Raw genomic sequence first — 13,696 nt, forward strand, 5'->3', positions numbered from 1 at the left:
ATTTTCTAAGAGTATAAAACCTTGAAGAGTTGGCCCTTCAAGGTTTTTTCTTATACAAATAATCGGACAAAGCTATAAAGCAATAAGATGCTACCAAGTACGATGCGGTATTTACCAAAAAGGGTAAAGTCGTGTTTTTTCACATAGCTTGTCAAGAAACGAATAGCCACCATGCTGACTGCAAAAGCTACTCCCATCGCAACCAAGAGCAAGAATAATTGCCCAAAGCTCAAGAGTTGTCCTGCTTTTACAAATTTGAAAATCTTTAGTGCACTAGCTCCAAACATAACAGGAATTCCAAGATAGAAGGTAAATTCTGTCACAACAGAACGACTAGTTCCATTCAATAAACCGCCGACAATCGTTGCTCCAGAACGGCTAGTTCCTGGTAAAAGGGCAAGAACTTGGAAGAGACCGATATAGAAGGCTGTCGTATAAGGAAGCTTGTCCAACTCTGTTACACTTGGCTCGATAGCACGCGCTTTATTGCGCTTTTCCAAATAGATAAAGGCAATCCCGTAGATAATCAACATGAGAGCAACAGAAACCATGTTATGGAAGTGGGTATCAAACCAATCATCAAATTTAAAGACGGCAAGTAAAGGCAAAGTGGCAACCAAGACCTTCAACCACAGTCTCCAAGTCTTACGAACTTCCTGCTTATCCTTAGTCGATTTGAAAGGATTGAGCTTGTTAAAGTAAATGACCATAACCGCTAAAATAGCACCAAGCTGAATCACGACATTAAACATGGACATAAAGGCTTCATTTTGATTTTGGTATTGGATAAACTCCTCTGCTAAAATCAAGTGACCTGTACTCGAAATCGGCAACCATTCCGTAATTCCTTCAACAATCCCGAAGAAGATAGATTTTAAAATTTCAATAAGATACATAGATTACTCCTTTTTCTATCTTCCATTATAGCATACTTTTTCAGTATATGGCAGTTCTCTTTAAAAGGCACCGATACTGCCACCGCCTCCTCCTCCAGAGAAGCCACCGCCAGAACTTCCACTTCCAGAAGATACGGAATAGGTACTTGCTGTGTTTGCGACGCTGGCATAATGGCTCATTTGCGCACTTGAATGATAAAACATACTATGCCAACCATAAGCTACATAGAGGTTGATATCTGGATTTTCCACTTGGATATGATGAACCTTCATCAAATGGCTGACCTTGTCCGCATAGCCAAATAAAGTCGCATAGACCAAGAGGCGATTCCAGACCACAATACTTTCCAATTCAGCCTGATCCAATCGTGCAATCTCACGCAACATATTTTCAAAACTGGTCCAGAGATAGTAGACTTCTGCCCCTGCTTCATTTAGGACACCATCACGATTATCTAGACGAAGCTTCCAATAATAGAAAACAGCCAAAACCAAACCTAGAAAACCAAGTATTGGCAAGGGGAGGTAAAGATAGCCATAAACATCCAAACTGTACAAGAACAAACCAAATCCGATAAATAAAGGCAAGATAGTAGAGAGTCCCATACCCACTTGCAAGGCCTTTTCCCCACCAGTTAAAGGACGATAATAATCTGGGAGCCCCCAGAAGGAAACTCGTTTTCTCACTCCTTCTTGCATCTGGTTCAATACTTCTTCAAAAGAAGATTTGAGTTGAAGCCCCTTTGCTTGAATCCGTTTTTCATCAGAGGCTTTTGCTCTACGATAAAGACTATCAGATACCTTGTAATCCGCAAACAAATTGGAAAGAGTTGCTTCTTTTTTGCCTGAAAAGGCCAGATTTAGACAGTCTATCTCAAAACTTGACAAGCCATCTTCTTTCACCAGTCTCAAGCCAACTGCATCTCCTTCTGAAATAATAGAAACATTCCCACGGTCTATCACATCTAGCAAGGTAGCTTGAATAAGTTGGTCAAAGGTAAATTTGCCAGCCCCCTTGACTAAGGGACTCACTTCCTCCAAGGAGGTCGAGTAAATAGCCTCCGATAAAACCATTGGTTCTAATTCCATTGGTGGCTCATAGAGACGATGATTTTTGGCATATTTGACTGAAGGAGTGGTCTTTCTTCTATAAATAAAATAGAAGCAGACACTCAATAACAAGGAAATGGAAAGTATCAAAGGAAACACCCAAGTGACGAGCTGCATACTCTGATCTTTTTCTCTAACAATCGAGTCTTCTATCTTATTAAACTCTTCTAAACGATTTCCTTTCAAGCCCTGATCCGTAGCGCTAGCAAAATCAGTTCGAGGCCAATAGGCATGCAATTCAACTCCACGCTTAGACGGAAGATTATCTAAACGAATAGTATAATCAAGGTTACTCTTTTCAATCGTTCCTTCTTTAAAGAGTTTCCCTGTATGGAAGTAGAGTTTTTCAGCCTCCTTTTCTCCCCTTACATGAAATTCAAACTTTCCAATAGCCCCTGAACTGTCTGTTAAAGGTTGCCAATTTAATTCAGCGATATCTTCATAAAGAAAAAGCAAGTTCTTTAAATTCCAGACAAGGTCAACTTCAACTGTGTCACCCTCCTGACCTGGATTATAAACTTTAACAGTATAACCATCTGCGCCTTCTATCACTTCGCTAGTAACGTCTGCTAGTTCAGCACCATTTTTCGATGCCTGAACCTTTGGATGAGGGTCAATGTCAAATCCACTAGGCATCTTGCCAGCACGTCCCAGTCCCACGATTTGCCCCTTAAAGTCCTCCTCAAACTGATAAACTATCTTCTGTCTAAATTCTGCCGTATTATCTGCATGAATATACAAATCCCCTTGATAAGAGTTTATCTTGAAATCAATGGCGAAAACAGAAAATGGCAGAAGGCAAAACAAGCCAAACATCAGTAAGAAAAAAGTTTTTTTCATCAACTAAGCCCCTTTTTTATCTTTGCTATCATTATATCATTTTTTCTCAAGTAAGGGCTTACCTATATTGAAAAATAGAGTTTTTTTCGATAAAATAGGAGACAGTTATTTTTTAATAGATTAGAAATAGGAGAAATCATGAGAAAAATATACTTATCTATTTTCACAAGTCTCTTGCTGATGCTAGGACTTGTCAATGTTGCCCAAGCCGATGAATATTTACGCATCGGAATGGAAGCAGCATATGCTCCCTTTAACTGGACCCAGGACGATGATAGCAATGGGGCTGTCAAAATCGATGGGACTAACCAGTATGCTAACGGATACGATGTCCAAATTGCCAAGAAAATCGCTAAGGACTTAGGCAAAGAACCTTTGGTTGTTAAAACCAAGTGGGAAGGTCTAGTTCCTGCCCTTACTTCTGGTAAGATTGACATGATTATCGCAGGTATGAGTCCAACTGCCGAACGCAAACAAGAAATTGCCTTTTCAAGCAGTTACTACACTAGCGAACCAGTTCTACTAGTCAAAAAAGATTCTGCCTACGCAAATGCTAAATCTTTAGATGACTTTAATGGTGCGAAAATCACTTCTCAACAAGGTGTCTACCTTTATGACTTGATTGCACAAATCCCAGGTGCTAAAAAAGAAACAGCCATGGGAGACTTCGCTCAAATGCGCCAAGCTCTTGAGGCTGGTGTCATCGATGCCTATGTTTCTGAACGCCCAGAAGCTCTGACTGCTGAAGCTGCGAACTCTAAGTTCAAGATGGTCCAAGTAGAACCAGGTTTCAAAACTGGGGAAGAAGATACAGCTATCGCCATTGGACTTCGTAAAGATGACAATCGTATTAGCCAAATCAATGCCAGCATTGAAACCATTTCAAAGGACGATCAAGTTGCCTTGATGGATCGTATGATCAAGGAACAACCTGCCGAAGCTACAACAACTGAAGAGACTAGCAGTAGTTTCTTTAGCCAAGTCACTAAAATTCTTTCTGAAAACTGGCAACAACTCTTGCGTGGTGCTGGTATCACTCTTTTAATCTCTATTGTCGGAACCATCACAGGTCTCATTATTGGACTTGCCATTGGTGTCTTCCGTACTGCTCCTCTCTCTGAAAATAAAGCCATTTATGGCCTACAAAAACTAGTCGGCTGGATCCTCAATGTCTACATTGAAATTTTCCGTGGTACGCCAATGATCGTTCAATCGATGGTTATCTACTATGGAACTGCCCAAGCTTTCGGAATCAACCTTGACCGTACACTAGCTGCTATCTTCATCGTTTCGATCAACACCGGTGCCTACATGACTGAAATCGTCCGCGGTGGTATCCTAGCAGTTGACAAGGGACAATTTGAAGCTGCGACTGCTCTTGGTATGACTCATAACCAAACCATGCGTAAGATTGTCCTACCTCAGGTTGTCCGCAATATCCTACCAGCAACTGGTAATGAATTTGTCATCAATATCAAAGATACATCTGTATTGAACGTTATCTCTGTTGTCGAACTTTATTTCTCAGGAAATACCGTGGCAACGCAAACCTATCAATACTTCCAGACATTTACAATCATCGCCGTGATTTACTTTGTCCTCACCTTCACCGTAACACGTATCCTACGCTTCATCGAACGCCGAATGGACATGGATACCTATACGACAGGTGCTAACCAAATGCAAACGGAGGATTTGAAATAATGACCCAAGCAATCCTTGAAATTAAACACCTCAAAAAATCCTATGGACAAAACGAAGTGCTAAAAGACATTTCTCTCACTGTCCACAAGGGAGAAGTTATCTCTATCATCGGAAGCTCTGGAAGCGGGAAATCGACCTTCCTACGCTCCATTAACCTACTTGAAACACCAACTGATGGACAAATCCTTTATCATGGACAAAACGTCCTCGAAAAAGGCTATGACCTCACGCAATACCGTGAAAAGTTGGGGATGGTGTTCCAATCCTTTAACCTCTTTGAAAATCTCAACGTTCTTGAAAACACAATCGTCGCTCAGACAACTGTCCTTAAACGCGAACGCACAGAAGCTGAAAAGATTGCCAAAGAAAACTTGGAAAAAGTCGGCATGGGAGAACGCTACTGGCAAGCCAAACCAAAACAACTCTCAGGTGGTCAAAAACAACGTGTGGTCATCGCTCGTGCCCTCTCCATGAATCCGGACGCTATTCTCTTTGATGAACCAACATCAGCTCTCGATCCAGAAATGGTTGGAGAAGTCCTCAAAATCATGCAGGACCTAGCTCAGGAAGGCTTGACCATGATTGTCGTAACCCATGAAATGGAATTCGCTCGTGATGTCTCTCACCGTGTTATCTTTATGGATAAAGGTGTGATTGCTGAAGAAGGTAAACCAGAAGACCTCTTCACCAATCCTAAAGAAGACCGTACAAAAGAGTTCCTTCAACGCTATCTCAAATAAAAAGAAAAGGCTGCATCAACCGTGCAGTCTTTTTGCTGTTCAAAACGAAAAGGCAGATTCTCTATCTCTACTACTTGAGGGTCAAGAATCCGCCGGTATCCAAAGATTAATCTTCAAATTTTTCATGATTTTTTTCATAGAAATCAATTAAGCCTAGGGCTGTTTCAAATGAAATATTCTTTACTTTTGCACGACCCTGCGCCAGAGCAATGATAGACATTTCACGCGCATTCGTTTCTTTAGAGATACGGTAGCCTGTGATTTTCTTATCACGAACCCAGCCAACAACTGATTCTACTTTTTCAAAGTTTGACTTAGCCATGTTTTTCTCCTATTTTCTTCTTTACAATATTTAATTGTATACGTTTTTACTACTTTTGTCAATAAAAAAACATATATTCAACGAAAATAATTAGTTCAGAATTTTCTTACTTCCTTTTTAAAGCCGATAATATATAGGTTTTGCTAACCTCTACACCATAAATATTTGCTAATAAAAATATTGTATTATTACCCTCTTGAGGTGCAAAATTATTCAAGCTTTTAAAAAATGCTTCCCTATTTCCGTAAGATAGCTTATTTCTTCGATTTAAGAACTGAAGATGACAGCCCTAACCCTTAGAAATCAAAGCCTTCACTAGCTCAAGAACTCCTATCTTTCTTCCTCAATAAATCATCTGATAGATAGCTATTCCTTATATTATTCAAACTCATCACGCATTTGGATATTGAGGTGCTAACTTAAAACCAAACACCTGATTCTCTAAACCATCCTTAATAAAGATAACAAGACAGATAAGCTCAGTCAATTACTTATATATCCTTTTAATATGGTATATTTGTCAATAAAAAGAAATCAAATCACATCTTAAAGACCGTGTGAGTTTACTTTTCAAAATAGACGGGAAATCAAAATGAAGGATGGAAATCTGAGCCAAACATCATAAATGCTATAATGAACAGAAGTAAGAATTGCACGATAAGCTTCCTAAAACCATAGGAATCGCCCCCTTTCTTCATCTTCATTATAGCACCTATACATCAGTTGTGCAAATAATATGATATTTTTTTATTAGTCCTCAGACAAGCATATTATAAAGCGTTTCATTCCCATTTAAGTTAATATAAGCCGGATCAAAACCTTCCATTCTACGGATCAAACCTGCATAATCATGCTTATCTGCTAAAGCGATCCCAATTAAGACTGGGCCTGTTCCCTTGCTAGCTCGTTTGATATACTCAAAACGTGTGATATCATCATTTGGCCCCAGGATATCATTTACAAACTCACGCAGAGCACCTGGACGCTGTGGAAAATTGACCACAAAGTAATGCTTGATGCCATCATAAATCAAGGCACGTTCTTCCATTTCTGGCATACGGTTGATATCATTATTTCCTCCAGAAATGATACAACAAATGGTTTTCCCTTTGATATATTCAGCCAAAACCTCTAGAGATGCGATACTAGCTGCTCCAGCAGGTTCTGCAACAATCCCTTGCTTAGAGTAGAGGTCAATCAAGGTTTCAGAAATCAATCCCTCATCGACACCTACCAAAGTTTGAACATGTTGACGAGTTGCCTCATAGGTCAACTGTCCTACCTTTTGCACAGCAATCCCATCCGCAAATTTATCAATTTCCTTGAGTTTGACTGGACCTCCAGCCTCAAAAGCAGCCTTCATAGAACGCGCTCCATTCGCCTCTACCCCAATGACTTCAATCTCTGGACTTGTTTCCTTGATATAGGTAGAAACCCCAGCAATGAGACCGCCACCACCAACAGGAACCAAGACAGCATCAAAATCAATCGATTCTTTTCGAGCTTCTTCTAAAATCTCATAAGCAACTGTTCCTTGACCTGCTTGGACATGAGCATCATCAAAGGGATCAATAAAGGTACGATTTTCAGAGACTGTAAATTCTTGAGCTGCTTTAGCTGAGGCATCAAAGGTATCTCCAACTAGTTTAATGGTTACGAAATCCCCACCAAAAAAGCGAACTTGACCAATCTTTTGTTGCGGAGTAGTAATGGGCATAAAAATAGTAGCAGGAATTTTCATTTCATTACAGGTATAGGCTACTCCCTGCGCATGATTTCCCGCAGAGGCACAGACTACCCCACGCTCACGCTCTTCCTTGCTGAGCTGAGAAATAGCATAATAGGCACCACGAATTTTAAAAGAACGAACACGTTGGGCATTTTCCTTTTTCAAATAAATCTTAGCACCATACTTCTCCGATAAATAATGGTCGTAATCCAGTGGGGTATTCACAACCACACCATTCAAGACCTTGTGAGCCTTGATTATATCTTTTGAACTTAACATCTTTTTCTCCTAGACTATTTCATACTTATCGCAATCCATCCCCTTAAAAGTGAGATGAATTGATTATAAAAGCGAGTTAGTCCCCCAACTCGCCTTCACCTTAATTTCTATCAATTAGTTATAGATTTTAAATGCATCATCGTCGTTTTTACCAACGAATGGCATTGCTTTACGCAATTCTGCACCAACTTTTTCAATTTCAAGGTTAGCTGCTTGTTCACGGTAAGCAGTCAATTTTGGACGTCCAGCTTTATAGTCATTTACAAAGTCATTTGCAAATTTACCATTTTGAATGTCTGCCAAGACAGCCTTCATATTTTCTTTAACTTGTTCAGTGATTACACGTGGACCTGATACATAGTCACCGTACTCAGCAGTGTTTGAAATTGATTGACGCATTTTCTTGAATCCACCTTCGTAGATCAAGTCAACGATCAATTTCATTTCGTGAAGAACTTCAAAGTATGCCAATTCTGGAGCGTAGCCTGCTTCTGTCAAGACTTCGAAACCTGCTTCGATAAGGGCAGTCAAACCACCACAAAGTACAGCTTGTTCACCAAACAAATCTTCTTCAGTTTCTTCTTTATAAGTTGTTTCAAGAAGACCTACACGAGCTGCTCCAACACCTTTACACCAGTCCATAGCAATGTTTTTCGCATTTCCTGTTGCATCTTGGTATACTGCATAAAGAGCTGGAACACCAAATCCTTCTTCATAAGTACGACGTACCAAGTGTCCTGGTCCTTTAGGAGCACACATGAAGACATCTACATCTGCAGGAACTTTGATAAATTCAAAGTGGATGTTGAAACCATGGGCAAATCCAACTGCATTTCCAGCTTCCAAGTTTGGAGCGATTTCTGCTTCGTACAATTCTTGTTGGATTTCGTCTGGTGCCAAAATCATGATAACGTCAGCCAATTTAGTAGCTTCTGCTACTGTGTAAGTGTCAAATCCATCTTCTTTTGCTTTGTCAAAAGATTTACCTGGACGTACACCGATGATGACATCGCGACCTGAATCACGCAAGTTTTGAGCATGCGCATGTCCTTGCGAACCATAACCGATAACGGCGATTTTTTTACCATCAAGTGCTGCTACTTTAACATCTTTTTCGTATTCCATTTGAACTGCCATAGTTTTTCTCTCTTTTCTATTATTTATTGCCTTTTAGGCTGGTTTAACAAATTTAAAATATTTTTATACTCAATGAAAATCAAAGAGCAAATTAGGAAGCTAGCCGCAGGCTGTACTTGAGTACGGCAAGGCAAAGCTGACGTGATTTGAAGAGATTTTCGAAGAGTGTTAATCACGGGTAAATCCAGTTGCACCCGTTCGAGCAATATTGCGAATACCGTATGGTCGAATGACTCGCAATAGAGCTTCACTCTTTTCAGCATTTCCTGTCATCTGAATGGTAATCGAGCTTGGTGCTACGTCTACCACTGTTGCACGGAAAGGTTGAATAATCGCTAGAATCTCAGCACGCTTCTCAGCTGGCGCTGACATCTTCACCAAAATCACCTCGCGCTCCAAGTGTGGTTTATCCGTAATATCACGAATGCGAATCACATCAATCTGACGATTGAGTTGCTTGATGATTTGCTCCACTTCATCATGTGAAGCAACATCAATAATAATGGTGATACGCGATACATTCGGATCTTCTGTTGCTCCAACAGAGATACTTTCGATATTAACCTGACGGCGAGACAGGACACCGGTAAAGCGATTGAGGACTCCTGAACGATTTTGTAGTTTTGCTGTTAACATTCTACGCATGGAACTTCACCCCCAACATCTCATGATTACTCTTACCAGCTGGTACCATTGGTAACACCTGTTCCTTACGAGAAATATCTACCTCGATTAGCATAGGAACATTCTCAGTGATGACTTCAAGGTCTTGAGCCAAGGTCTCAGGATTGTCAAATTTATAGTTTTTAATACCGTAAGCTTGTGCCATCAATTGGAAATCGGGAAGAGTATCAAAGACTGACTCAGATGTTCTACCTTCATAGAAGGATTCCTGCCATTGGCGAACCATTCCAAGTGAGTGGTTGTTCAGCATAACCACCTTGATTGGCACCTTATAAATGTTCAAAATAGCCAATTCCTGGTTGGTCATTTGGAAACCACCATCCCCAACAAACAAGACTACTTCCTTATCTGGGTTAGCAATTTTAGCACCGATTGCTGCTGGAATTCCAAATCCCATCGTTCCCAAACCACCTGAAGTCACTAACTGACGTTCATTTTGGTAGGGATAATACTGAGCTGTCCACATTTGGTGTTGACCAACGTCTGTTACCACAATGGCATCTCCATTAGTCAACTCACCAATTCGTTCAATAACTGCTTGCGGTTGAACCACACGCTCTTTCTTATCATAAGAACGAACACGGTTCTTGTCTTTAGTGACTTTCTCAATCCATTTCTCAGTATTATTATGAACTGTTGGTTCGGCCAGCAACATTTGCAAGGCCTTCTTAGCATCTCCAACAACAGGAATATCTGCACTGATAATCTTGCCAATCTCGGCTGGGTCAATATCAATGTGGGCAACCTTAGCATTCTTAGCAAAAGTCTTTGGATTTCCTGTCAAACGGTCATCGAAACGACAACCAATACTAATCATAAAGTCCGCTTCCGTCATGGCAATATTAGCTGCGAATGACCCGTGCATGCCTCCCATTCCAAGGAAGAGTGGGTGACTCGTTGCAATCGTACCTTGCCCTAAGAGACTGGTTACCACTGGAATTTGATAGCGTTCTGCAAATTCATTTAATTCTGCGGCCGCTTCAGCATAACTAATCCCACCACCAGCTAACAAGACTGGCTTTTTAGCCTTGGATAATTGCTTCAAGATTTTCTTGATTTGCATATCATTTGGCTCAAGAGTTGGCTGATAGCTTGGTAGGTTCACTTCTGGTGAATAGATGAAGTCTGTTTCTAAAGCAGATACATCTTTAGGCAGGTCAATGACAACTGGCCCTGGTCGACCTGTAGTTGCAATATGGACAGCTTCCGTAATGATACGCGGAATATCAGCCGTCTCACGAACTTGGTAATTGTACTTAGTGATTGGCATGGTAATTCCCACGATATCTGCCTCCTGAAAGGCATCCTTCCCAATCCCTGCTCGCGCCACCTGACCTGTAAAGACCAAAAGGGGAACGCTATCGCTCATGGCATCTGCAATCCCTGTAATGGCATTTGTTGCTCCTGGTCCACTAGTGACGACGGCAACACCCAACTTTCCAGTTGATTTGGCATAACCTTCAGCTTCATGCAAACAACCTTGCTCATGGCGCCCTAGAATGTGGCGAATGCCTTTAAAATTATATATCGCATCATAAAAAGGCAAGACCGCACCACCAGGATAACCAAAGATGGTATCAATTCCTAAATCACGAAGTGTTTCCAAAACTAGGTCCGACCCCGTCTTAGGAGATTCTAAACTGATTTTCTCCATTGTTCCCCTTTCTTTCCTCTTAAAAATAACTTGTTACTATCATACCATTTTTTCAAAAATTTTCAAGACAAAAGAAGAAATTTTCTGAATTTTCTATTTTAACGTTTATTTATGAATGTTATTTTGGTTTTTATTTAAAAGATACCGATTTCATTATTTAAAAAGAAAAAAGAACTGATTTCTCAGTCCTTCATTAATCTTATTCCACACTAAATAGGTATGGGTAAACAGGTTGTTGACCTTGGTGAATCTCGACTTCAACGTCTTCGAATTCTTCTGCGATTTCTTGAGCAATTTCATTGGCAAGTTCTTCGCTTCCGTCTTCACCGACATAGAAGGTTACGATTTCACTATCTTCATCCAACATATGTTTCAAAGTTTCTGTCAAGGTTTGGTGCATGTCAGGGTTTGACACGAGAATTTTTCCATCCACCATACCTAGATTATCATTTTCATGGATTTCTAAGCCATCAATGGTTGTATCACGAACGGCTGTTGTGACGCTTCCACTAACAACATCGCTAAGAGCAGCTGTCATACGCTCTTGGTTTTCTTCGATGGACTTGCTTGGATCAAAGGCAAGAAGACTTGTCAAACCTTGAGGAAGAGTACGAGCTTCTACCACTACTGCTGGTTGCTCCAAAACTTCTGCTGCAGATTGAGCTGCCATGAAGATGTTTTTGTTGTTTGGCAGGAAGATGATGTTACGAGCGTTGACCTGTTCAACAGCCTTGATAAAGTCTTCAGTTGAAGGGTTCATAGTTTGACCACCTTCGATAACATAATCCACACCTTGAGAACGGAATATATCTGCTAGACCTTTACCAGCCACTACAGCAATCAAAGCATACTCTTTTTCTTCAGCAGGCTTGCTAACTTGAGTAGCTTCTTTCTCAACCTGTGCTTCGTGTTGGTTACGCATATTGTCAACTTTTACCTTTACCAAGCTACCATATTTGAGACCTTCTTGCATAACAAGTCCTGGATCTTCTGTATGGACATGAACTTTGACAATTTCATCATCATTGACAACAAGGAGAGAATCCCCAAGCTCATTCAAGTAGTTACGGAATTCATCGTAGTCAAAATCTTTAGCATAGGTTGGACCTTGCTTAAGAGCTACCATGATTTCAGTACAGTAACCAAACGTTATATCCTCAGTCGCTACGTGACCAGCCACAGACTTATGATGCTCTGCATTGATCATCTCACTCATGTTGGCCGGAGTCGCTACAAAGTCCTCAGATGCAATATATTCGCCAGTAAGGGCTGAAAGGAAACCTTCGTAGATGAAGACCAATCCTTGACCACCTGAGTCCACAACACCAACTTCTTTCAAGACTGGAAGCATGTCTGGTGTTTTAGCTAGAGCTGTTTTAGCACCTTCCAAGGCTGCGCGCATGACTTCAACAGCGTCATTGGTTTGCTCAGCTTTTTTCTTAGCACCGATAGCAGCCCCACGAGAAACTGTCAAAATCGTTCCTTCAACTGGTTTCATAACTGCCTTATAGGCAACTTCCACACCTGATTGGAAAGCAAGGGCCAAGTCTTGACCTGTTAACTCGTCTTTATCCTTGATGGCTTGTGAAAATCCACGGAAAAGCTGAGACGTAATAACACCTGAGTTCCCACGCGCACCCATCAAAAGCCCTTTGGCAAGAATGCTCGCTACCTCTCCAACTGTAGAAGCTGGCTTGTCTGCAACTTCTTTAGCACCATTTTCAATGGTCATCCCCATGTTTGTTCCAGTATCTCCATCTGGAACAGGGAAGACGTTTAATGAATTGACATATTCAGCTTGCTTATTCAAGCGAGTTGATGCAGCCTGCACCATTTCTTGAAATAAGCTAGTAGTAATTTTTGACACGGTTATTCTCCTACAACTTTGATATTTTGAATGTAGACATTTACAGTCTGAGCAGTAATTCCAAGCTGGTTTTCCAAGCTAAAGGCAACACGCTCTTGAATGTTTTTTGACACTTCACTAATCTTTGTTCCGTAGCTCAACACGGTATACACATCAACTGCAATGCTGCCATCTTCGGCTGCCTTTACGACGACACCTTTAGAATAATTTTCCTTACCTAGAAGGGCTTGGAAATTATCTTTGAGGGCATTTTTACTAGCCATACCGACCACACCAAAAATCTCAGTTGTTGCACCGCCTACGACAGTTGCAATTACTTCATCTGTTAGTTCGATTTGACCATCTTTTGTATTGATTTTTACAGTCATCCTTTTTACCTCAACTAGTTGATACTCTATTTTATCATATTTCAGCCCAAGTGTAAAAGCAGAATACTGTATCAGCGGATATTTACTCTGCTTTTAAAATGATTTTTTCGCTATGACAAAAGAAAAAGACCCTGAGGTCTCCTTGCTTTTATTATTAAACGCGTTCAACTTTACCTGATTTCAAAGCACGAGCTGAAGCCCAAACTTTTTTAGGTTTACCATCGATAAGAACAGTAACTTTTTGAAGGTTTGGTTTTACGGCACGTTTTGTTTGGTTCATCGCGTGTGAACGGTTGTTTCCTGATACAGTCTTACGACCTGTAAAGTAACATACTTTAGCCATTGTGTTTTCCTCCTATTAGATCT

The 13,696-nt window shown here is 40.6% G+C and carries 12 protein-coding genes and 1 pseudogene; 2 read left to right on the forward strand and 11 right to left on the reverse strand.

What is annotated here, in order from left to right; translation table 11 throughout:
* Window positions 1–50: 50 nt before the first annotated feature.
* On the reverse strand, window positions 51–896 hold the full coding sequence (locus tag HT714_RS00945) for an undecaprenyl-diphosphate phosphatase (RefSeq protein WP_173226190.1): 846 nt from the start codon (window positions 894–896) through the stop codon (window positions 51–53).
* A gap of 60 nt (window positions 897–956) precedes the next feature.
* Window positions 957–2,846: a DUF2207 domain-containing protein gene (locus HT714_RS00950; RefSeq protein ID WP_173226188.1), complete on the reverse strand. Its 1,890-nt coding sequence runs from the start codon at window positions 2,844–2,846 to the stop codon at window positions 957–959.
* A gap of 138 nt (window positions 2,847–2,984) precedes the next feature.
* Here HT714_RS00950 and HT714_RS00955 point away from each other — a divergent pair, with 138 nt between their 5' ends.
* Together HT714_RS00955 and HT714_RS00960 are read left to right on the forward strand one after the other, a co-directional pair.
* Window positions 2,985–4,550 (forward strand): ABC transporter substrate-binding protein/permease, encoded by a 1,566-nt coding sequence (locus HT714_RS00955; protein WP_101785466.1) that lies wholly within the window; start codon window positions 2,985–2,987, stop codon window positions 4,548–4,550.
* Entirely contained in the window at window positions 4,550–5,290 is a 741-nt protein-coding gene (locus tag HT714_RS00960) for an amino acid ABC transporter ATP-binding protein (RefSeq protein WP_173251345.1), read from the forward strand. The genes HT714_RS00955 and HT714_RS00960 overlap by 1 nt, the downstream gene beginning before the upstream one ends.
* Before the next feature lie 106 nt (window positions 5,291–5,396).
* On the opposite strand, the gene HT714_RS00965 is transcribed toward HT714_RS00960, so the two are convergent.
* From HT714_RS00965 to rpmB, 9 genes and pseudogenes are all read right to left on the reverse strand, one after another.
* On the reverse strand, window positions 5,397–5,612 hold the full coding sequence (locus HT714_RS00965) for a hypothetical protein (protein ID WP_001130036.1): 216 nt from the start codon (window positions 5,610–5,612) through the stop codon (window positions 5,397–5,399).
* A gap of 106 nt (window positions 5,613–5,718) precedes the next feature.
* Window positions 5,719–5,832, reverse strand: a pseudogene (locus HT714_RS09540) (SPFH domain-containing protein); the annotation flags it as partial.
* Window positions 5,833–6,369: 537 nt separating this feature from the next.
* On the reverse strand, window positions 6,370–7,620 hold the full coding sequence (gene ilvA, locus HT714_RS00970; protein WP_000952975.1) for a threonine ammonia-lyase IlvA: 1,251 nt from the start codon (window positions 7,618–7,620) through the stop codon (window positions 6,370–6,372).
* Window positions 7,621–7,734: 114 nt separating this feature from the next.
* Entirely contained in the window at window positions 7,735–8,757 is a 1,023-nt protein-coding gene (gene ilvC, locus HT714_RS00975; protein ID WP_000290683.1) for a ketol-acid reductoisomerase, read from the reverse strand.
* 168 nt (window positions 8,758–8,925) lie between these two features.
* The gene (ilvN, locus tag HT714_RS00980; protein WP_001253803.1) at window positions 8,926–9,402 is read right to left on the reverse strand and encodes an acetolactate synthase small subunit; all 477 of its coding nucleotides are present in this window, start codon (window positions 9,400–9,402) and stop codon (window positions 8,926–8,928) included.
* Entirely contained in the window at window positions 9,395–11,095 is a 1,701-nt protein-coding gene (locus HT714_RS00985) for an acetolactate synthase large subunit (RefSeq protein ID WP_033682350.1), read from the reverse strand. Before HT714_RS00985 ends, ilvN begins: the two co-directional genes overlap by 8 nt.
* A 199-nt stretch (window positions 11,096–11,294) precedes the next feature.
* On the reverse strand, window positions 11,295–12,962 hold the full coding sequence (locus tag HT714_RS00990; protein WP_173226186.1) for a DAK2 domain-containing protein: 1,668 nt from the start codon (window positions 12,960–12,962) through the stop codon (window positions 11,295–11,297).
* A gap of 2 nt (window positions 12,963–12,964) precedes the next feature.
* A complete protein-coding gene (locus tag HT714_RS00995; protein WP_050089938.1) occupies window positions 12,965–13,330 on the reverse strand; it encodes an Asp23/Gls24 family envelope stress response protein in 366 nt (121 codons plus the stop codon).
* A 154-nt stretch (window positions 13,331–13,484) separates the two neighbouring features.
* The gene (rpmB, locus tag HT714_RS01000) at window positions 13,485–13,673 is read right to left on the reverse strand and encodes a 50S ribosomal protein L28 (RefSeq protein ID WP_001140948.1); all 189 of its coding nucleotides are present in this window, start codon (window positions 13,671–13,673) and stop codon (window positions 13,485–13,487) included.
* Between the last annotated feature and the right edge of the window lie 23 nt (window positions 13,674–13,696).

Source organism: Streptococcus sp. 3705, from assembly GCF_013277145.1.
Classification (GTDB): domain Bacteria; phylum Bacillota; class Bacilli; order Lactobacillales; family Streptococcaceae; genus Streptococcus.